This window comes from Stenotrophomonas sp. KH_052 (assembly GCF_057838755.1).
Genome location: NZ_CM174475.1, coordinates 2,726,226 through 2,746,368, shown reverse-complemented (window position 1 = coordinate 2,746,368; position 20,143 = coordinate 2,726,226). Strand labels below are relative to the sequence as shown.

At 67.6% G+C, this 20,143-nt stretch carries 10 protein-coding genes; 6 read left to right on the top strand and 4 right to left on the bottom strand.

Annotation, left to right across the window (positions count from 1 at the left end; all coding sequences use genetic code 11):
- Window positions 1-106: 106 nt before the first annotated feature.
- Window positions 107-12,505 carry a filamentous hemagglutinin family protein gene (locus AC3ITW_RS12625; protein ID WP_489389579.1) on the top strand — a complete coding sequence of 4,133 codons (12,399 nt, stop codon included), beginning with the start codon at window positions 107-109 and terminating at the stop codon, window positions 12,503-12,505.
- A 380-nt stretch (window positions 12,506-12,885) separates the two neighbouring features.
- Here the strand turns inward: AC3ITW_RS12625 and AC3ITW_RS12620 are convergent, their stop codons facing one another.
- Genes AC3ITW_RS12620 through gspH form a run of 3 tightly spaced genes read right to left on the bottom strand, consistent with a single transcriptional unit; the run spans window position 12,886 to window position 14,302 of the window.
- Window positions 12,886-13,500, bottom strand: coding sequence for a prepilin-type N-terminal cleavage/methylation domain-containing protein (locus AC3ITW_RS12620; RefSeq protein WP_100469190.1), 615 nt, complete (start codon window positions 13,498-13,500; stop codon window positions 12,886-12,888).
- Window positions 13,497-13,847, bottom strand: coding sequence for a type II secretion system minor pseudopilin GspI (gene gspI, locus AC3ITW_RS12615; RefSeq protein ID WP_012511249.1), 351 nt, complete (start codon window positions 13,845-13,847; stop codon window positions 13,497-13,499). Before gspI ends, AC3ITW_RS12620 begins: the two co-directional genes overlap by 4 nt.
- 8 nt (window positions 13,848-13,855) lie before the next feature.
- Window positions 13,856-14,302, bottom strand: a complete 447-nt coding sequence (gene gspH, locus AC3ITW_RS12610) for a type II secretion system minor pseudopilin GspH (RefSeq protein WP_489390362.1) — start codon at window positions 14,300-14,302, stop codon at window positions 13,856-13,858.
- A 115-nt stretch (window positions 14,303-14,417) separates the two neighbouring features.
- Between gspH and AC3ITW_RS12605 the strand changes: the two genes are divergently transcribed.
- Window positions 14,418-14,870: a hypothetical protein gene (locus AC3ITW_RS12605; protein ID WP_489389578.1), complete on the top strand. Its 453-nt coding sequence runs from the start codon at window positions 14,418-14,420 to the stop codon at window positions 14,868-14,870.
- Window positions 14,871-15,000: 130 nt separating this feature from the next.
- Here AC3ITW_RS12605 and AC3ITW_RS12600 read toward each other — a convergent pair whose 3' ends face one another.
- Window positions 15,001-15,336, bottom strand: a complete 336-nt coding sequence (locus AC3ITW_RS12600; RefSeq protein ID WP_100434756.1) for a hypothetical protein — start codon at window positions 15,334-15,336, stop codon at window positions 15,001-15,003.
- A 201-nt stretch (window positions 15,337-15,537) separates the two neighbouring features.
- On the opposite strand from AC3ITW_RS12600, the gene AC3ITW_RS12595 reads away from it, so the two are divergent.
- Genes AC3ITW_RS12595 through AC3ITW_RS12580 form a run of 4 tightly spaced genes read left to right on the top strand, consistent with a single transcriptional unit; the run spans window position 15,538 to window position 20,106 of the window.
- Window positions 15,538-17,154: a ShlB/FhaC/HecB family hemolysin secretion/activation protein gene (locus tag AC3ITW_RS12595; RefSeq protein WP_489389577.1), complete on the top strand. Its 1,617-nt coding sequence runs from the start codon at window positions 15,538-15,540 to the stop codon at window positions 17,152-17,154.
- Between the two features lie 38 nt (window positions 17,155-17,192).
- Window positions 17,193-18,977 carry a DUF2341 domain-containing protein gene (locus AC3ITW_RS12590; protein WP_012511244.1) on the top strand — a complete coding sequence of 595 codons (1,785 nt, stop codon included), beginning with the start codon at window positions 17,193-17,195 and terminating at the stop codon, window positions 18,975-18,977.
- A gap of 10 nt (window positions 18,978-18,987) precedes the next feature.
- Entirely contained in the window at window positions 18,988-19,401 is a 414-nt protein-coding gene (locus AC3ITW_RS12585) for an ExbD/TolR family protein (protein ID WP_012511243.1), read from the top strand.
- 39 nt (window positions 19,402-19,440) lie between these two features.
- Window positions 19,441-20,106 carry a TonB family protein gene (locus AC3ITW_RS12580; protein WP_041864528.1) on the top strand — a complete coding sequence of 222 codons (666 nt, stop codon included), beginning with the start codon at window positions 19,441-19,443 and terminating at the stop codon, window positions 20,104-20,106.
- The last annotated feature ends 37 nt before the right edge of the window (window positions 20,107-20,143 follow it).

The following is a 20,143-nucleotide window of genomic DNA, read 5'->3' as shown; positions in this document are numbered from 1 at the left end:
CCTTCACGCCGTCGCCACCGTCTATGAGGTGCAGGGCGTGCCTCGAGCAGGCCCATCCGTACACACGCCGCCGCCGACGCGGCCCATCAGGTTGACGAGGTCCCCGATGTCGCACCCGCATTCGCCCACCGCCCGTTTCCCTGCTGCCTTGTGGCGCAGCCATCCGATGGCCTGGGCCGTCGCAGTGGCCCTGGGCAGCGTGGTGGCTCCGGCCACTCAGGCCCAACAGGCGTTCAGCCCCGGCTGGTTCGCCGAGCGCGGTGCGGCGCAGGGCGCGGCGGCACAGAGCGGGCGCATGCCCAATGGCGTGCCGATCCAGTTCCAGCTACCCGCGCAGCAGCAGGATGCGGCACGGCAGAAGCTGCAGCAGTCGATCGACAACCTTGGTACGGCCGCGCAGGCCATCGCCCTGCAGCAGCGCCTGCAGGAACAGGCACGGCAGGCGCGCCGCGAGGCGGGCTTCGTGGTCGCCGATGGCCTGGGCAAGGATGGCCTGAAGGTCGACGAGAATCCGCTGACCCGCGGCTGGATCAACGCCCGCGAGGCGATACAGTCGCAGGCCGCCGACGGGCGGGTGCTGGTCAACATTGAGCAGACAGCCGACCAAGCGATCCTGAACTGGGAAACCTTCAACATTGGTGGCAACACCACACTGAATTTCCTGCAGAACCCCGACTGGGCCGTGTTGAACCGGGTCAACGATCCCGCCGCAAGGCCCAGCCAGATCCTTGGCCAGCTGAAGGCCAATGGCACGGTGTTCGTGGCCAACCGCAACGGTGTGGTGTTCGGCAACAACAGCCAGGTCAATGTCCGCAATCTGGTGGCAGCGGCCGCACGCATCAGCGATGCGCAGTTCCGTGAGCACGGCCTGTACAGTGCCGACGCGAACACCTCGGCGCTGACCGACGCCGTGGGCAAGGTCATGGTCGAGCGCGGTGCACGCATCACCACGCACGAACCGACCACGGCCACCCGCGGCGGTGGCTATGTACTGCTGGCCGGCCACAGTGTGGAGAACGCCGGACAGATCGAGACTCGAAAAGGCCAGGCCCAGCTCGCCGCCGGTGACAGTTTCGTGATCCGCCGCGGCATGGGCACCGCCCAGAACACCGCGTCCACCACCCGAGGCAATGAGATTGCCCCGCGCTTCATCGCTGACAGTACGGCGGGCGGCGTTCGCAACAGTGGCCTGATCCAGGCGCGCGAAGGTGACATCACCCTGGCTGGACGCCGGGTCGAACAGGCTGGCGTTGCAGTCGCGTCCACCACGCTGAATCAACGCGGTACGGTGCACCTGTTGAACTCGGCGTCCGATGCGGCGGGCAGTGTGACCCTGGCCTCCGGCTCGACCACTGCAGTACTGCTGGAAGACGATGGCAAGAGCACGGCGCTGGACAGCCAGCGCGACGCGCTCATCAAGGAATCCACCGAGCAGGACAAGCTGCGCGGTTCCAGCAGCAGCGGCACCTTCGACAATCTTTCGCGCCTGCAGGACCGCCGCGAGCAATCGCGCATCGAAGTCGTCTCCGGCGGCGATGTGAACTTCCAGGCCGGCGCACTGGCAGTGGCCACCGGCGGCCAGGTGATCGCCGACGCCAGCCGGCGCAGCTATCTGGATGATGGTGCGCGCGTGGACGTCTCCGGTGCGGTGGGCGTGCAGGTGGCGATGGAAAGCAACAACGTCAAGGTGAAGGTGCAGGGCAATGAGTTGCGCGATTCGCCAGACAACCGTGACAGCGGCAAGCTGATCAGCAGCGAGGTGTGGATCGACCGCCGCCAGTTGACCGAAGTCGCCGCCGGTACCGGCGGCTATGAAGGTACGCGCTGGTATGCCGGCGGCGGCCTGCTGGAAGTGGGGGGCTACCTGGACAATCAGGGGCATTCGATCAGCGAATGGGCAGCACAGGGTGGAACCGTCCAGCTGGCAGGCAAGCAAGTCGTCAGCCACGCCGGTTCGCGCATCAATCTGGCCGGTGGCAGCCTGGATGTGCAGTCCGGCGTGGTGCAGCAGAGCTGGCTGCGTGGCCGCGACGGGCAGTTGTACCGGCTTGATGATGCACCGGCCGAGATGCTGTACGACGGTCTGTACCAGGGCTATGAAGTGAAGCAGGAACGTTGGGGGGTGACCGAATCGTTCCGCAATCCGCTGGTGGCACCCACCCAGCGTTTCGACAATGGCTATACCGTGGGACGCGATGCAGGCCGTCTGCTGATCTCGGCGCCCACGGCTGTCCTGCAGGGCCAGGTGGATACGGTGGCCTTCCAGGGCCTGCAGCAGACCCGCCGCCCGGATCAGGCGCAGGACGGGTACGTGCAGGCACAGACGGCCGCGGCCCGCAACGCCCAGCTCTGGCTCGGGCGTTTCGACAACACCGGCCGAAGTGCAGTGTTCGATTCGCAGATCCGCATCGGAGCGCTCCAGGCCGACACCCGGTCATGGACGTTGCAGGCGCCGATCGGGGAAACACAGCGCAATACCGTGTGGTTGGACAGTGAGGTCCTGAGCGCCCAGCGTTGGGGGCAGGTGGACCTCGCTTCGGCGGGCCGTATTGACCTGGATGGCACGCTCAGGTTGCAGGAGGGCGGCCGGCTTGGGCTCACTGCAAGCCGCGTCAGCTTCGGTGGAACGGTGCAGATTGCCGGCGGGCAGGTAGAGGCCGGCAACCTGCTTCCGGCGCTCGGCGGGCCCACGGCCCTGCTGAGGTCCGGACGCGGCGCGGTGGATGTTGCGGCGGGCGCACGGATCGATCTTGGCGGCAGTTGGAGTAACGCGCTTGCTGCGCCGGATGGCGACCCCGCGCAGGCGTGGATCGACGGTGGACAGATGCGCTTCAACAGCAGTCACGACATCCGTGTGGGTGAAGGGGCAGCGATTCTTGTCGATGCCGGCGGCGCGATCGATGCCAGTGGCAAAGGGCGCGTAGGCAAGGGCGGCAGTGTCAGCCTGCTCGCGGCCAGCACCGAGGTTGCCACCGACGGCAGCGGGCGGATCCGTATCGGCGATGGCACACGCTTCAGCGCGCTCGGCAATGGAAGCGGCAATTTCACGCTGGCAACAGGCGGTGCGGTGTCTATCGGCGCGCCTGGCACGGATGCATCGGCGGCGTCGTTGCGATTGCAGTCAGCACTGTTCAGGAGTGGCTTCGCCGGCTATGACATCGCCGGTCACAACGGTTTGACGGTTGAAGAAGGTACCCAGCTGCTGGTGGAACGACCGGCGCTGCGCCTGGCTGAGGGCGCACAGCAGGCACTGGCCCGCGAGCAGGGCGTTCAGGCCTGGACGCCGTCGCTGTATGAGGCGGATCCGGCCAGCGGGCGTGTATCGCAGCGCGGCGGCGCGAGCCTGGCACTGCGCGCAGGGCATCCGCTGTCGACGGCCGATCTGCGCGTTGGCAAGGGCGCAAGGATCGAGGTCGATGCCGGCCAGACGATCGAACTGTTCAGCGCCGGCAACCTGGACGTGGCTGGCAGTCTGAAGGCGGCCGGCGGCCGTATCCGCCTGGACGAGGCATTCGATCCGACCGGTGTGCGTGGCGATCAACGCCGCGAACGTCGCTGGACGATTGCCGAGGGCGCCCTGCTGGACGTGAGCGGCGATAGCGTTTCCCTGCCCGACGCGCGCGGGACATTGCGCGGACAGGTGCGCAAGGGCGGAACGATCGAGATCGGGGGGGCGTTGGACTGGGAAGACCAGGACAACGTACGCCACTTGCCGCCCGATACCTTCGTGGTGGTGGAGCGCGGTGCGCGGCTGGACGCGTCCGGTGCTTCGGCGCTGCTGGACATTGATGGCAGCGGGCGCACCCGGGTGGACAGCGACGGCGGCAGCATCGTGCTGCGCGCCGGCAATGCGCTGTACCTGCAGGGCGACCTGGACGCAGCAGCGGGCGGCGACGGCGCGCGCGGTGGCACCCTCGGCGTTGCCTTCGGTGGCGGAACCTACGGCAGAACGGCAATGAACAAGGAAGTGCTGGCGCCGAGGGTGATCTCGCTGACCCAGCACGCCGCGCAGACGACCGACCTGCCTGCACGCCTTGAGTACGGCCATGCGGCACTGTCGGTGGAGCAGATCGAGGCCGGTGGTTTCGATCATCTGGCCTTGTTCGGCGATATCCGCGCCCAGGGAGATGTCACTCTGCGCATGGACCAGAGCCTGCGCCTCCAGGGCTTGAACGAGCGTTACCTCGGCTTCGTCCCGGGCAACAGCGAGGGCAACCGTCTGCAACTGGACGCGCCGTATGTCCGCCTTGCGCAGGGGCGCTGGTGGCAGCCGGCCGGGGAAGGCACGTTGCGCCCGCAGGAAGCGGGGTTCGACAGCGGCCGCCAGCATCGCCTGGACGTGAGCGCCGATCTGATTGACCTGCGCGACGTCACCTGGCTGGCGGGATTTGATCAGGTCGCGCTGCGCAGCCGCGGTGACATTCGCATGCTGGCCGCGGTCGCCAGTAGTTCACGGGAATCCACGCTTGCAAGCCCGGGTTCGATCGATATCAGCGCCGCACGCATGTATCCGGCGGCCCGGGCCAAGGGACGCATCGTGGCGGGCGTCCCCGACATCGGTCCTTCAGGCCTGCCGTTCTGGCAGAACCCCGACGCCGTACTGCGCATCCATGGCATTGCAGGCGGCGCGCAACCGGCACCGGACTCTGCGTTCGGAAGCCTGGAGCTGGTGGCAGCGACGGTGGTGCAGGGCGGCAATGTGCAGGCGCCTTGGGGCCATGTGCAGCTGGGTGGCAGGGAATTCAACGCTGATGCGGCCAGCCGCGTCGACCTGCTTGCAGGCAGCGTGACGTCGGTGAGCGGTGCCGGCCTGCAGCTGCCGTTTGGCGGTACCGTGGATGGTGTGGGCTGGCGCCGCAACGGTGCCGACTTCGATGTGCTGGGCCCCGGCTCGACCAACATCCCGATCGGTATCGACATCGTCGCCAACGCCGTCGATGGCGTGGTGGGCAGCGTGCTGGACGTGTCCGGCGGAGGCGAGCTGTCCGGCGCTGCATTCGTGGCCGGGCGCGGTGGCTCGGTGGACATCCTGCGGCATGCGCTGGCGGATGCGAACCCGCGCTACCGCTTCAGCGGCAGTGACAATGCGGTCTACGCGATCATGCCGGGACGCTCTGGCACGCAGGCGCCACAGGCGGTTGCTGATGGCAGCGCGGACCCGCGCATCGGCCAGCAGATCGTCATACCTGCGGGGGTCCCCGGCCTCCCGGCCGGAACCTACACGCTGCTGCCGGCCAGCTACGCACTGCAGAAGGGCGCATTCCGCGTCGAAGTCGGCGCCGAACGCGCCGTCGGCAGCAGGCAGGCAGTGGCGACCGGCACAGGCTCATGGCGTGTCAGCGGGCACCGGGCGCAAAGCCTTGGCGGGGCAGTGTCGCCGCTGCTCACCGATCTGGTGCTGACGCCCGCGGAAGCGGTGCGCCGCCATGCCAACTACAACGAAACGTCCTACAGCACGTTCGTACAGGGCGTGGCCGAACGGCGTGGCGAAGCGCTGCGCTGGCGGCCTACGGACGCCGGCAACCTCAACCTGGCACTGGGTGAGGGCGCCGGACGTTCGAGTGTGCCAGCGGCGATCTTCCAAGGCGTGTCGCGCTTCAACGCCGGCAGCAATGACGGACGCGGGGGCACGCTTTCGGTCAATCTGCTCACCTCCAATGACGCGATGTTGGAGATTGTCACCGAAGGCGGCAGCGCCGGCAGCGGTAGCGGCGCCACCGTCTTCGACTCGGCGCTCAATGCGTTCCGCCCGGAGACGATGCTGATCGGCGGCGTGCTGCGGCGTGACGCGACGACCCATTCGCTGGAGGGCAGGGCGCAGCACATCGTGGTGCGCAACGGCGTCAACCTGACGGCGCAGGAAGTGCTGCTGTCGGCCGCGTTCGGAGGCAAGGGAATCCTGGTGGAGCAGGGCGCTTCGATCGATACCTTGACCGGGGCAAATACCTCGCGCGTGGCGCAGCCCACGGCGCCCTATCTGGTGTCGGGCGGCCTGCTTGCCGTGTCCAACCAGCGCTTGACGGCGCTCAGTGCGCAGGGCGGCAGTGCCGCCGGTCCGGTGGCGATCGACATCGGCGGATGCGTGGTGGACTGCAATGGCCAGACCCGGTTGCTGTCGGCAGGCAGCATCAATGTGGTCACCGACGGTGCCTTGAACATTGGTGATTCGGTGAGCTACGGCACGCGCCAGCTCGGCCTGGGCATGTCGGCGCTCAATCTCGGCAGCGCCGAGGCCATTGCGGCGGCAGCGGCGGCCGGCGCCCTGCCGGCGGGCATGACCATGAACCAGGAGGTGTTGCAGCGATTGCTGCGGGGAAACACCGCCACCGGCGCGCCGGCGCTGGAGGCGCTGAGCCTGACCGCGCGCGACGCCATCAATGTGTTCGGCAGCGTGGACCTGGATACGCGTGACGGTGCGACCGGTCGCAGCAGCCTGCGCAGCCTGGTGCTGGGCGCCCCTGCCATTCATGGCTACGGCTCTGCGGCCGACCACGCGCGCATCTTCGCCGATACGCTGGTCTGGGACGGTACGCTGGCCGGCACCACGTTGCCCGGCGGTGAGCAGACCCAGCCGGCCGGCGAGGCGATGGTGGGCCGGCTTGGCCAAGGGCAGCTGGAAATCAATGCACGGGTGCTGGAGCTGGGGCGTGCGCCCTTTACCCGGCCCAGTTCGTCGGTGGCCGCGGATCGCCAGGTGCTCGGCTTCGCCGGCGTTACCCTGGCAGCATCGGATCGCATGTTGTTCTCCGGCAAGGGCAGTCTGGATGTCTTCCAGCGGCAGGGCGATTACGTGGCAGGCAGCGGCTGGCAGTTCAGCGGCGGCGCGCTGGATATCGTTACCCCGCTGCTGACCGGCAGTGCGGGCGCGCAGCTGGCAATCCGCAATGGCGGTACGGTGCAGGTGCGCGGTGCTGCGGCAACCGCGGGCAGCGATGCGTTGGGTGCGGAGTTGTCCATCACGGCCGAACGCGTTGTGATCGACAGCCGGGTGGCGCTGGCGTCCGGCCGGTTCGAAGCCAATGCCCGCCAGGGCGTGGCGCTTGGCAGCAATGCAGTACTGGACATGGCGGGGCGGAAGGTCAGCCTGTTCGACGTGGACAAGTACAGTTGGGGCGGCGACGTAGCGCTGTCGAGCCGTGACGGTGACATCGTTGCCGACGCGGCGTCGCGCATCGATCTTTCCGCCCGCAACAACCGCGGCGGCCGCTTGACGGTCGCTGCGCTGGGCGCGCAGGGCGGCCGTGTGGATCTGGCAGGCACGTTGCTTGGCGGAGCCAGCGGCCGCTACGACGCCGGTGGCACTGAAGTGCCCTACGACGGCGGCGAGCTGGTAGTGCGTGCACGCCAGTTGCAGGACTTCTCCGGCCTGAACACCCGGCTTACGGCCGGTGGCATTACCGGTGGCCGGACGTTCCAGTTGAGCGTAGGCGACCTGGTGATCGGCGATGAAGTGAAGGCACGCAACGTGGATATCAGCGTCGATGGTGGCAGCCTGCTCGTCAATGGCCGCATTGATGCCAGTGGCGAACAGGTCGGCAGCATCCGCCTGTCCGCCCGCGATGTGCTGCGTATCGACGGCACATTGGACGCGCATGGCAGCGCCTTGCGCGTCGATAGTTACGGCAAGATCATCGACAGCCCGAACCGGGCGATGATCGAACTGACCTCGGCCAGTGGCAGCCTGCAGCTGGGCGCGACCTCATCGATGGACCTGCGCGCCGGCACCGAGGTGGCCACGGGTAGCAGCCCTGGCCAGAACGATGGCCGCGCACGCGGCAGCGTCAAGCTCAACGTGCCACGCGTGGGCAGCAACGACGCTGCGATTGACGTGGCCAGCGGACTCCGCATCGCCGGTGCCGCCGATCTCCAGGTCAACGCCTTCCGCAGCTATGATTCGGCGCCGTTGGCAAGCGCTCCGGACGTGCATGGCCATCGTCCGCAGGTGATCAACCAGCATTGGCTGGACACGGTTGTGGACCCGGACAACAGCCAGTGGATGAATGCCGCACTGGCCAATGCGGGATTGCAGCAGCGCACTGCCGCACTGGGCAGCTATCGCCTGCGTCCCGGCGTGCAGATCGTGGCGCGGACCAGCAGTGACAACCCGCGTGGCGATCTGGTCGTGGCCGGCGATATCGATCTGTCCGGCTACCGCTACGGACCGCAGTCGAACCGGACCGATCCAGCGCGCCGAGGCTTCGGTGAATCGGCAGCGCTGGTGCTGCGCGCCGAAGGCGATATCAACGTCTACGGCAGCATCAACGATGGATTCGCGCCGCCGCCTGCCAATCCCGATGAGGACGGCTGGGTGCTGCTGGAGGGGCGCAGTGCCGGTACGCCCAACACGGCGTTCGGTGGCGATCTGATCGTGCCCGGCGAAGGTGTACAGCTGCAGCGCGGCACCGAATTCCGTGCTGGCGCGACGCTGAACTATGCACTGCCCTTCGAGGCCGTGACCCTGCCGGCCGGAACCGTCCTGCCCGCGGAAATGCGGTTGTCGGGACCGCTGCTGCTGCCGGCCGGCACTGTGCTGGGCGCGGCAGTGACGACGGCGGGTGGCGAGGTGGTAGCGGCTGGAACCGTGCTGGCCCAGGCATTGACGTTGCAGGCGGGTGCGCGCCTGGGGGCCGGCTTCCGGCTGCGCGCGCCGGCGCCGGTGGCCGCACAGGTGTGGCCGGCCGGCGTCGCGCTGCCGATGGCGATGAAGCTGTCAGACGCGGTGGACCTGCATGCCGGCGCGATCATCCCGTCGATGACCAAGGTGGAGCTGGCCGGCGATGCGCCGGTGAAACTGCGGCCTGCCGACGCCAGCGGGCGCCAGGGACGCAACTGGGCGCTGGCGGCGATGCTGCCCGAAGGCACCACCTCGTGGGATCTGACTGCAGTGGCCGGTGCCGATACGACCGCTGCCGATCCGCGTACCCGCAGCTGGGGAAGCGACGGCAGCATCGTGCTGGCCGACAGCCACTACAGCACCATCGGGACGGTGACCAAGACGACGGAATGGAAGGGTGATCGAATCGTCAATTTGGAAGGTTCTCTGTACTGGTGGGGCGATGAGAGTCTGGCCGGAAAGTCACCTGCCGAGGTGGCCGAGATCATCGGGACCACCGAGGCGGAGATCTGTGGCGCAGGCGCCTTCTGCGGCCCGGCCCCGCGCCTGGTGGACAAGGAAGGCTCGCTGGCATGGTGGGGCGATGAATCCTGGGTCGGCCGCCCGGCTACGGAGCTGGGTGCCGAGATGGGCATGTCGGAGGAAGAGATCTGCGCGGCAATGGGCTACTGCTACGGCGGCGGTACGCTTACCGAAGTCACCACCTACGGCAAGCGCCTGGGCTCGCCGGCTTGGAGCGTGCTGCGTACCGGCAAGGGTGATCTGGCACTGCTGGCCGCGCAGGACGTGCGCATGAAGTCCGGCTTCGGCGTGTACACCGCAGGTGCGCCGACGCTGCTGGGCGATGGCAGCGACCCCCAGTTCAATCCGGTGCGTACGGCTGCGCCCTGGCACACCTCGCTGCTGGGCAGGAACCAGGTCTCGGGCAACTATGATGCGGCGCTGGCCAGTTACCGTGCGTGGTATCCCGACCATGGCGGCGATGTCAGGGTTGAAGCTGGACGCGACATCATCGGCGACGCCTGGACCGCCCGGTCCGAATCCGGTACGGCGCAGCGCGACCAGGCCGGGCATTCAAGCGCCGCCGTGGGCGGCTGGTTGTGGCGGCAGGGTACGGGCACCACCGAAGGCGTCCAGGCAACACCGACGAGCTGGTGGATCAACTTCGGCACGTACAGCACCGTGGGCGCCGAAGCGGACGCAGCTCCCCGCATGGTCGGGTTCACCGGCTTCGGCACGCTGGGAGGCGGCAATCTGTCACTGGAAGCGGGCCGCCACGCGGGCGTGCTCGACCCGATGGGCAATGCCCTGGGTCTGTTGACCGCGCCTCATTCCAGCGCGATTGTTGCTGCGGTCGGGTCGACCGGGCGCGTCAGCAATGGTGAGCTGCATCTGACCGGTGGCGGCGACCTGACCCTGCGCAGTGGCGGTGCGTTGAATCCTGGCCTGCGCGCCAGCGCGCAGCAGCCGGAGAGTTTCCTGCAGGATCTGGATCTCAATGGCGCGGTGACCAACCTGCGCGGCAGCACCCTGCTGCAGGCGGCACGCATCGGTGGCCTCAGCGCGATACAGAGCAGCTACGGAACGCTGGGCCTGATGGATCCGTTCGTGGCGGACGCCCCGGTGGCGATGGCGGGGCCCCTGCTCACTCTGGGTGATTCCACTGCCCGCCTGCAGGCCCGTGGTGACATTGTTCTCGGTGGCGCCGCAGATGCAGGGCGTGTACCGACGGCCAACTACAACGACGTGGTTCTGGGCGATGGCCAGCATGCAGCTGGCACGACGTGGTTCTCGCTCTGGACCCGAGGCACGGCACTGGACCTGTTCTCGGCAGGCGGAAATCTCGCACCCAGCCTGGCCGGAAGTCTGCATGCAACCGGTAGCAACATGTTCGCTGAAGGCATCGCGCTGCGCGAGCAATCCGTTCCCGCCAGCATCAATTACTGGCTGTATCCGTCCAGGTTCAGCGCGGTGGCAGCGAGTGGTGACATCATCAGCGCCCCGCTTCGAGGTCTCGGACCAGGGGCGACTACGGGCGATGTGATCCTGCTCGCGCCTTCGGCCAGCGGCCAGCTCGATGTTCTGGCCGGAGGCTCGATCCATGCCGCGATCAACGCCACCGGCATTGCACGTTCCGGTAGCGACGCCCGCCTGCCTGGCCCGTTTGATCCTGCATTCATGGCCCAGCGGGGCGCCAGCCTGACCCGGGTCGGCCACAATCTCTCCGACGATGGGGTGCAGGGAGCGGATCCGTCGGCGAACCTGCCCTTGTTCGCGTTCGGCCCCAGTACTCCGACCACGGGTGCGCTGACGTCCCGGCCCACGTCGCCCAGCCGCTTCTATGCCGTTGCCGGTGACATCATCGGGTTGGGCAGCGGCGGGCGCAGGCAATTGAGGCGGAACATCGGCGAGGAGAGCCGGACACTGTTCGACTGGTACGAAGCGGGCTCGGCCGTACAGCTGCGCGCCGGTCGCGACGTGATCAATGCGAACGTCACCGCGCTCAACACCAGCGGTACCGATATCAGCGGGATCGAGGCGGGCCGGGACATCATCCGCAGCAACCTGACGGTGGCCGGCCCTGGCAACGTTGAAGTGAGTGCGGGCCGGCAGCTGCGCCAGGAAGAGGCCGGAAGCATCGTGAGCCTGGGTGGCGTCGTCCAGGGCGATGCCCGTCCCGGTGCCAGCATCGCAGTGACTGCCGGCAATCAGGGCATTGACTTCGATGCACTGCGCACGCGCTACCTGGACCCGGCCAACCTGGCCGATCCGGCGCAGTCGCTGGCATCGCAGCCCGGCAAGGCGGTGAAGATCTATGACAAGGAGTTGAAGCAGTGGCTGCAGCAGCGCTTCGGCCTGGCCGTCGACGGCGCCGAGGCGCTGGCTGCGTTCGACCGGTTGCCGAGCGAACAGCAACGGATATTCCTGCGCCAGGTCTACTACGCCGAACTGCGCGAAGGTGGCCGCGAGTACAACGATCGGAATGGACCACGTTTTGGTTCTTACCTGCGGGGCCGTGAGGCCATCGCCACGCTGATGCCGGACAAGGATGCAGCAGGTGCGACGATCCAACGCACCGGCGATATCCTGATGTATGGCGGCGCCGGCGTACGTACCGAAGCCGGTGGCAATATCGAGCTGATGGCACCGGGCGGACAGATCGTGGTGGGCGTGCAGGGCGTGGTGCCACCGGCCAGTGCCGGGCTGGTGACCCAGGGGCAGGGTGACATCCGGCTGTTCAGCCAGGACAGCGTGCTGCTGGGCCTGTCGCGGGTGATGACGACGTTCGGCGGTGACATCCTCGCCTGGTCGGAGCAGGGCGACATCAATGCCGGTCGCGGTTCGCAGACCACCTTGTTGTACACGCCACCGCGTCGCGTCTATGACGGCTGGGGCAATGTGATCCTGTCGCCGCAGGCTCCCGCCAGTGGCGCAGGCATCGCCACCTTGAACCCCATCGCCGAAGTGCCGCCGGGCGACGTCGACCTGATCGCGCCGCTGGGCACCATCGACGCGGGCGAAGCAGGCATACGAGTCTCGGGCAACATCAACCTGGCAGCGCTGCAGGTGCTCAACGCCGCCAACATCCAGGTGCAGGGCGAGAGCAAGGGCCTGCCGGTGTTGGCCACGGTGAACGTCAATGCGCTGGCGTCGGCCAGTGCGGCAGCGAACAGTGCCAGCCAGGCCGCACAGGACGTGATGCGCAAGAGCCAGGACGACGCACGGCGCAACCAGCCGTCAGTGATCAGCGTGCAGATTCTCGGCTTCGGCAGCGGCACCAGCAGCATTGCGCCGCCGGCGCGCGGCACGACCGCCAGCAGCGGCTACGACGCCAACAGCGCCTTCCAGTTCCCGCAGGCAAGCCGCGACGAAGGCACGCAGCGCCGATAGGCATAGCACGCCCCGGTAGGTGCCGACCTTGGTCGGTACGCATTGCCCGATGCACCGCATCGGGCTGCAGCATCGGGCCAGCCGCCAGGGAACGGTGGCGGCCCCAGCCAGGACGGCACGGAGGGCAGGGAGCGGCCATCAGCGGTGAGGACCACCGACACAGCGCCGCCGGGTGCAGGAGAGCACCCGGCGGCCGGAGGGACGCGCGCATGTGTCACGGTAGATGCCGACCTTGGTCGGCAGTAGATCCTCGCCATGCGTGGATGCCCGGACAGCCTCAGTGCCGACCAACGGTCGGCACCCACCAGAGCAGGCGTGGCAGCAGGAGCCGCTCGGCCGTAGATCCACGCCATGCGTGGATGCGGTGCCACGAACGAGTCCTAAAGCTCCAGCACCCGCCGGTAACTCAACGGCCCACGCCCATCGCGCAGGCCCAACCGCAGTTCAAGTCCGGTGGCCGGCAATACCTCGCCCTCGCTCGGCAACACGGCCCATCCCGTTCCAGGCTGCCACGCCCGCACCTCGAACCGCTGCACATCGCGCGCCACCGCAATGCCCTTCGACGGATCCGGTGCGGGCAGGGGATACCGGTCCGTAGCCGCACCACTGGCCCGCCACAGTGTGCTGCCCTGACGCCACCAGCGCACCCGCTGCCAGTGCAGCCCATCGCTGCCCACGCTGCGGGTGATCTCCAGCGCGAAGCTTCCATCCGGGTGCCGTTCACTCACCAGCGACGGAGGCAGCAATCGCTGCGGACGATCAGCCGGACGCACCGCGCCATTCATCAGCGCATCATCCGCACGCATCTCGATATCCCGCTGGAACTGCTGCAGCACGCGCAGTGCGGTGGTGGTCTCGGCATCTGCCTGTCGCAGGCGCTGGTCGCTGCTGGCCACGCTGTCGAGCGCACGCCAGCAGATCAGCGCCAGCACGCCCATGATGGTGATCGCGATCATCACCTCGATCAGGGTGAAACCGCCCACGGCGCGCTTCATGGCGCGGCCGTCCACGGCAGCTGCATCCGCGCCAGCGACTGCCGCGGTGCATCCTCGGCGACCACGCTCAGTTCCAGCTGCGGCTGGCCGTCGCTGCCCGTGCCCAGGTGCTGCAGCACCAGGAAGGTTCCGCGTCCCTGCACGCAGCGTTGCCGCGCATCCTGGGGTGCCTGCCCGGCCAAACGAAGCTCCTGCCAGCGGTCCTGCGCGCACATCAGTGCCAGGCGGCGATCACGCAGCCGTGACTGATCGTCGGTGGCCACCGCCACCGAGCGCATCACCGCCGCCAGCGCAATCGAAACGATCGCCAGTGCGATCAGCACTTCGATCAAGGTGAATCCGTGCATGTTCCGCTTCACTGCACGATCTGCAATTGTCCGCTGCCATCATCACGAAGGCGCAGTGTGCGGCCCTCCAGCGACAGCCCCAGCTCCCAGGCGGTACCGATCCACTCCGGGCTCAGTTCGATGGCGTTGGTGGGCTGCACCGCAATGCCGGCAGCCTGCCACCGCTGCGGCCGCAACAGGTCGTCGCGCTGCACGGTCACCCATTGGTTGCCCTCACGGCGGCTGAAGCGATAGCCGCTGGCGTCGGCCTGCCAGCGGATGCTGCGGCCGTCGATGCGGGCCTCGTCGCGTGCCACCTGCAGGCGCTGCGCCAGCCGCTCGGCTTCCTGCCGCAGCTGCCGGCCGGGGTCGAGCAGGCTACCCAGGCCCAGGCCGATCCCGGCCGTGCAGATGCCGATGATCACCAGCACCACCATCAGTTCGATCAGGGTGAAGCCGTGCGGAATGCGTTGCATCGACATCGCCTCCTGTCCTTGCCGATGCCTGCCAGCGTACGCGCGGATGATGAAACAAAAGCGTCAGCGACGGCTGCTAGCGTGGTCGGACACGAACGTGGCAATGGTGCGGAACATGGATGGCAGGCGCTGGGATCGCAATCGGGTGTTGACCCTGCTGGCGGCGACGCTGCTGCTGGCGGTGGTGGCCTATTGGGGCGTGACCCTTGTCGGCCCAATACCCTCGGTGGTCGCCAGTGAGGCACAGCCGAATGTGCCTGTGCGGCCCGTGTTCGACGCAGCGGCGAGCCTGCCGCTGGTGCGGCTGCTTTCACCCGGTGCGGTGCAGACAGAAGTGGTCGTGCTGGGCGTGATGGCCGGTGACCACGCGCCACTGGCCCTGCTCTCGGTGGATGGCCGCCCGGCGGAAGCCTATGCCCCCGGTCAGCGGCTGGGTCCATCCACGGTACTGGCCGGCATCAGTGCCAGCGCGGTGGAGCTGCAGCAGGCAGGCCAGTCGCGCAGCCTGCCGGTGCCGGAGCTGCCACCGGTGCCGACCGATGGCATCGTGCCGGGCGGGTCCCTGTAGAGCCGAGCCCGCGCTCGGCTGCGTCTGGAAGAACAGTCGAGCAAGGCTCGACTCTACAAAATCCAGTGGAGCATGGCTCGACTCTACAAAATCCTGCCGAGCGCGGGCCCGGCTCCACGGCTGCGCAGGCTCAGCGCGCCGGACGCTGCGGTTCCACCGAACGACCAAAGGCATCGCCCATGCGCTGTCGTGTGCCTTCCAGGTTGTACTGCATCAGCTGGTTGCCCGGCTGCCGCATCAGGCGTTCGGCTTCAGGCAGCGCCGGTGACTTCGCCGATTTCGGCGCCGGGGCCAGTTTGCGTTGCAGGCACTCCCAGGCGGGGATGCGCTCGCCGTTGACCTGTACTTCGATGCAGGGTGCGGCATCGTCCTGTTTCTTCGCCTCTCCGGCCCAGGCCGATGGCAACGCCAGCAACAAGGCAAGGGCGAGAGCAGGGCGATGGCCCGCCTTCAACGACTCACTCATCTTGAATCTCCTGCGACAACCGACGTTCTGCAATGAAGACGTGTGGCGAGGGCAGTCTCCGCCCGCGAGTGTTCCGGCGCTGTCAAAAGATGACAGTGCTGTCACAAAACTGTTGGCGGCTTTGACGCGACCTACACGTCCTGTTGGTAGACCCACGCGCCGCTCCATGGCCACTTCCTTCGATACGACGCGATGCTTTCGATGACTCCTGTTCCGTACCGAGCCGTCCGCCTTCCGCTGCGCCTGCATCCGCTGGTGCTGGCCCTGGCAACCCTGCCGCTGCCACTGTTTGCGCAGGAGGCGGCGCCTGCGCCCAGCGTGAACATCAATGAGTACATCGTGCGTGGCAACACCGTGCTCGATCCGCGCAAGATTGAACGCGCGGTGGAGCCGTTCCTCGGCCCGGGCAAGACCCTGGCCGATGTCGAAAAGGCACGTGACGCGGTGAATGCGCTGTATCAGCAGGCGGGCTACCAGTCGGTCTATGTCGAGCTGCCCGAACAACAGGTCAGTGCTGGTGTGGTACTGCTGAAAGTGCAGCAGACGCCGATCGGCCAGCTGCGGGTCGTAGGCACGAAGCACGAATCGCCCGAACGCATCCGTGAGCGCGTGCCGGCACTGGCCGAGGGCAAGGTGCCTGATTTCGACCAGGCACAGAAGGAATTGACCGCGCTCAACGAAGGTGGCCGTCGCCAGGTGATGCCACTGGTGCGCGAAGGCCAGGTGCCGGGCACGATGGATGTGGACCTGCAGGTCGAGGAGAAGTCGCCGTGGCGGGCCAGCGTGGCGCTCAACAACGACCACAGCGCCGACACCGAGAAGCTGCGCCTGAGTGCATCACTGGCCTACGACAATCTGTGGCAGCGCGGGCACAGCGCCAACATCGGCGTGTATCTGGCCCCGGAAGATACCAAGCAGGCCAAGGTGTTTTCGGCCTCGTACATGATGCCGTTCGAAGGCACGCCGTGGAGCCTGGAAGCGTCCGGCTACAAGTCCGACAGCCGCGTACTGAACGCAGGCGGACAGGTCGGTACCGGCACCGGTACCAACGTGATCGGCAACGGCCATTCGATCGGCGTCAAGCTCAACTATCGACTGGCCGGCAGCAGCCAGTGGTGGCGCCAGCTCAGCCTCGGTGTGGACTTCAAGGACACCGAGGAAGACACGCAGATGGGCAAGGAGAGCCTGAAAACGCCGCTGAAGTACGCGCCGATCACCCTGGCATTCGTCGGAGTGCGTCAGGGGGAGCAGGACCAGCTGAGCATCAATACCCAGCTGGTCGCCGGCACCCGTCGCCTGTTCGGCTATGGCAGCGATGCCATCGGCTTCGGGCAGAAGCGCTACTGGGCCGATCCGAGTTTCGTGGCTTTCAAGGCCGATGTGGCCAACACCCACACCTTCGGCAGCGATTGGCAGTGGTACGCGCGCGGCTCGCTGCAGGTAACCGATGCGCCGCTGGTGTCGGCCGAGCAGTTCGCCGCCGGTGGCATGTACACCGTGCGCGGTTATCTCTCGGCCGAGGCGATCGGCGACTACGGCGGCCTGGCCAGCCTGGAGTGGCGTACCCCGGCATGGTCGCTGTGGAGCGGCACCGATCTGCGCGTCTACAGCTTTGCCGACGCGGCCTACCTGCGCCTGCGCCAGCCGCTGCCCGAGCAGCGTGACAAGTACAACCTGGCGTCGGTCGGCCTGGGTGCGCAGCTGCGCCTGGGCGAACACCTGCAACTGCGCCTTGACTACGCCTGGCCCTATGCCGATGGCCCGGTCACGCGCAAGGACGACCCGCGCCTGCATTTCAACATCAGCACCAGTTACTGATCCTTTCCTTGAACATGCGTTCTCCGGAGACCCTTCGCATGGACCGTTTGCTTTCCCGAGTGTTGCTGCTGCTGGCCGCGCTGGTTGCGTTGCCCGCCGCTGCGGCCGATGCCAATTGGTGGCAGGCCGAATGGAAGTACCGCAAGCCGATTACCGTCGATGCCGGCCCGCAGGGTGCGGGCCTGGCCGGTGACCCGGGCCGTACGCCGCTGCTGCTGCGCCTGCATACCGGCAACTTCGGTTTTGACGGCACCCAGGATGCGGGCAATGACCTGCGCTTCGTCTCGGGTGATGGCCGCACCGTGCTGGCCCACCAGATCGAGCAGTTCGATCCCAAGCTGGGCCTGGCCCTGGTCTGGGTGGACGTGCCGGCGGTCAGCGCCGCGGCGCCGCAGACGATCTGGATGTACTACGGCAACGAGAAGGCCCCGGCCAGCGGCAACGGCCAGCAGGTATTCGACCCGGACTACACGCTGGTCTACCACTTCGCCGAAGCCAATGCGCCGGCACGCGACACCACCGCCTACGGCAACAATGCCGGTGCTGTGGTACCGCCGTCCGAGGGTTCGGTGATCGGCCGTGGCGTGCAGCTGGGCGCAGGCCCGCTGCCGTTGCCGGCCAGCGCCTCGCTGGCACAGGAAGCGGGTACGCCGTTGACCATCTCGGCCTGGATCAAGCCGGGCAGCAACAATGCGGCGCAGGCGATCTACGCCCGTCGCGATGGCGCCTCCGAGCTGGTGGTCGGTATCGAGAACCGCGTGCCGTTCGTGCAGCTCAATGGCCAGCGCAGCACGCCGGCACAGCCGATTCCGGAAGGGCAGTGGGCGCACGTGGCACTGACCGCGGAGAAGGGCGCGCTGCAGCTGTACCTCAATGGTCGCGTAGTTGCCCAGCTGAGCGGCGAGCTGCCGGCGCTGGCCACCGCGCCGGTGGTGGGCGCCGATGCGCCGGGCGCGGCGCAGCCGCTGGCCAACTTCGAAGGTGCGCTGGATGAGTTGCGCGTCTCGCGGGTGGCACGTCCGGCCGCGCTGCTGCTGGCCGATGCCACCGCGCAGGGCGCCGATTCGCGCCTGATCAGCTACGGCGCCGACGAGCAATCCGCCGGGCAGAGCCACTTCGGCTTCATTCTCAAGGCGATGCCGTTCGATGCCTGGGTGGTGGTCGCCATCCTCGGCCTGATGATGCTGATGTCATGGGCGATCATGATTGCCAAGAGCCGCCACTTCGGCCGCACCAGCAAGGCCAACGCGGTATTCACCGAAAGCTTCGGCAAGTTGTCCGGTGTGCCGCTGCGCACTCTGTCCGAGATGGACCGCCAGGGCAAGGCGCCGACCGCGATGCACGACGGCTCGCTGTGGCGCATCTACCAGGTGGCCATCGATGAAATGCAGCAGCGCCACCAGCGCGATGGCAACAGTGGCTACCTGAGCGGCGCCACCATCGCCGCGATCCGTGCCTCGATGGATGCGGTGATGGTGCGCGAGCAGGAAGCGATGGCACGGCGCATGAACTGGCTGTCGACCACCATCGAAGGTGCGCCCTACGTGGGCCTGTTCGGCACCGTGATCGGCATCATGCTGGTGTTCGTGGTGGCGGCGATGGCCGGCGCGGTGGACATCAACTCGGTGGCGCCGGGCATGGCTGCAGCGCTGCTGTGTACCGCAGCCGGCCTCGGCGTCGCGATCCCGGCGCTGTTCGGCTACAACTACCTGGGCGCACGCGCCGAGGCGATCGGCGCCGACATGGCGGTGTTCATCGACGAGTTCGCCGCGCGCCTGGCCGAAGAGCAGGACGGGCGCGGCCCGGCCGCGGTCCAGGGCTGAGGGGCGCGCCATGGGCCAGAAGGCGAAGTTCGGCATCAAGAAGCGCGAGAAGGGCATCAACGTGACGCCCTTCGTGGACGTGCTGCTGGTGGTGCTGGTGATCTTCATCCTGACCAGCAACGCCTCCATTCCCGGCATCGAGGTCAACCTGCCGAAGGCCAGCAACAGCACGGCGTTGGAGAAGCCGAAGACCAAGGCGATCACCATCGACCCCAGCGGCCAGGTGTTCCTGGATGCCTACCCGGTGACCATGGCTGAGCTGGAAGACCGCCTGCGTACCGAGCGCGCGACCACACCGGACTTCCCGGTGATCGTGCGCGGTGATGCGCAGGTGCAGTACGCCCGCGTGGTCGAGGTACTGGACCTGCTGCGGCGGCTGGAGCTGGCCCAGGTCGGCCTGGTCACCGGCAAGGCGCAGGGCTGAGGCATGACGGCCCATCAACCCCCTCGGCCAGAGCCCGGCATGCGCGGTCGCCAGTTGCTGGTGACCGTCGTGCTGGTGCTGGCCGCCGTGCTGGTACTCGGCATCGCGGTGTGGTGGCTGCTGTTCAAGGACACCGCCAGCACCCGTCGGCCGGTGGTGCAGCCGCCGATGCTGGCACTGCCACCGCCGCCTCCGCCGCCACCCCCGCCGCCGGAAAAGCCGCCAGAGCCGGAAACGCCGCCGGAAGAGACGATGCCCGAGCCGGAGCCGCTGGATCAGCCGACGCCCGCTGAAGAGCCGACGCCGACCCCGGACAATGCCGATCCGGTGACGATGAATGCCGATGCGCAGGCTGGCGGTGACAACTTCGGCATCCAGTCCGGCAGTGGCGGCGGTTCGTCCGGCGTCGGCCGTGGCGGCGCCGGCAATGCCACCTACGGTCGCTATCTCGGCTACCTGATGCAGCAGGCGATCTCGCGTGACGACAAGGTCAAGCGCCTCGCGTTCCAGCTGCAGGTGAACGTCTGGCTGGCCACGGATGGTCGGCTGGAGAAAGTCGAGCTGGTGCGTGGCAGTGGCAACGAGGAGGCCGACGCGGCCGTGCTCGACGCGCTGCGACGCATCGGCAAGGTCGACCAGGCACCGCCGCCGTCACTCGATTTCCCCGCCCGCGTCCTGATCCAGGGCCGCCGGCCCGGGGCCTGATTCCCGACTTCCATGATTTCCCTTCTTTCGATGAGAA

What these genes read in the sequence shown, in the direction of transcription:
- AC3ITW_RS12600 (WP_100434756.1), bottom strand. Translation starts at nt 15,336, where the DNA reads ATGAGTGAGTCGTTGAAGGCGGGCCATCGCCCTGCTCTCGCCCTTGCC.
- gspI (WP_012511249.1), bottom strand. Translation starts at nt 13,847, where the DNA reads ATGCACGGATTCACCTTGATCGAAGTGCTGATCGCACTGGCGATCGTT.
- AC3ITW_RS12590 (WP_012511244.1), top strand. Translation starts at nt 17,193, where the DNA reads ATGGACCGTTTGCTTTCCCGAGTGTTGCTGCTGCTGGCCGCGCTGGTT.
- gspH (WP_489390362.1), bottom strand. Translation starts at nt 14,302, where the DNA reads ATGCAACGCATTCCGCACGGCTTCACCCTGATCGAACTGATGGTGGTG.
- AC3ITW_RS12580 (WP_041864528.1), top strand. Translation starts at nt 19,441, where the DNA reads ATGCGCGGTCGCCAGTTGCTGGTGACCGTCGTGCTGGTGCTGGCCGCC.
- AC3ITW_RS12625 (WP_489389579.1), top strand. Translation starts at nt 107, where the DNA reads ATGTCGCACCCGCATTCGCCCACCGCCCGTTTCCCTGCTGCCTTGTGG.
- AC3ITW_RS12595 (WP_489389577.1), top strand. Translation starts at nt 15,538, where the DNA reads ATGACTCCTGTTCCGTACCGAGCCGTCCGCCTTCCGCTGCGCCTGCAT.
- AC3ITW_RS12620 (WP_100469190.1), bottom strand. Translation starts at nt 13,500, where the DNA reads ATGAAGCGCGCCGTGGGCGGTTTCACCCTGATCGAGGTGATGATCGCG.
- AC3ITW_RS12585 (WP_012511243.1), top strand. Translation starts at nt 18,988, where the DNA reads ATGGGCCAGAAGGCGAAGTTCGGCATCAAGAAGCGCGAGAAGGGCATC.
- AC3ITW_RS12605 (WP_489389578.1), top strand. Translation starts at nt 14,418, where the DNA reads ATGGATGGCAGGCGCTGGGATCGCAATCGGGTGTTGACCCTGCTGGCG.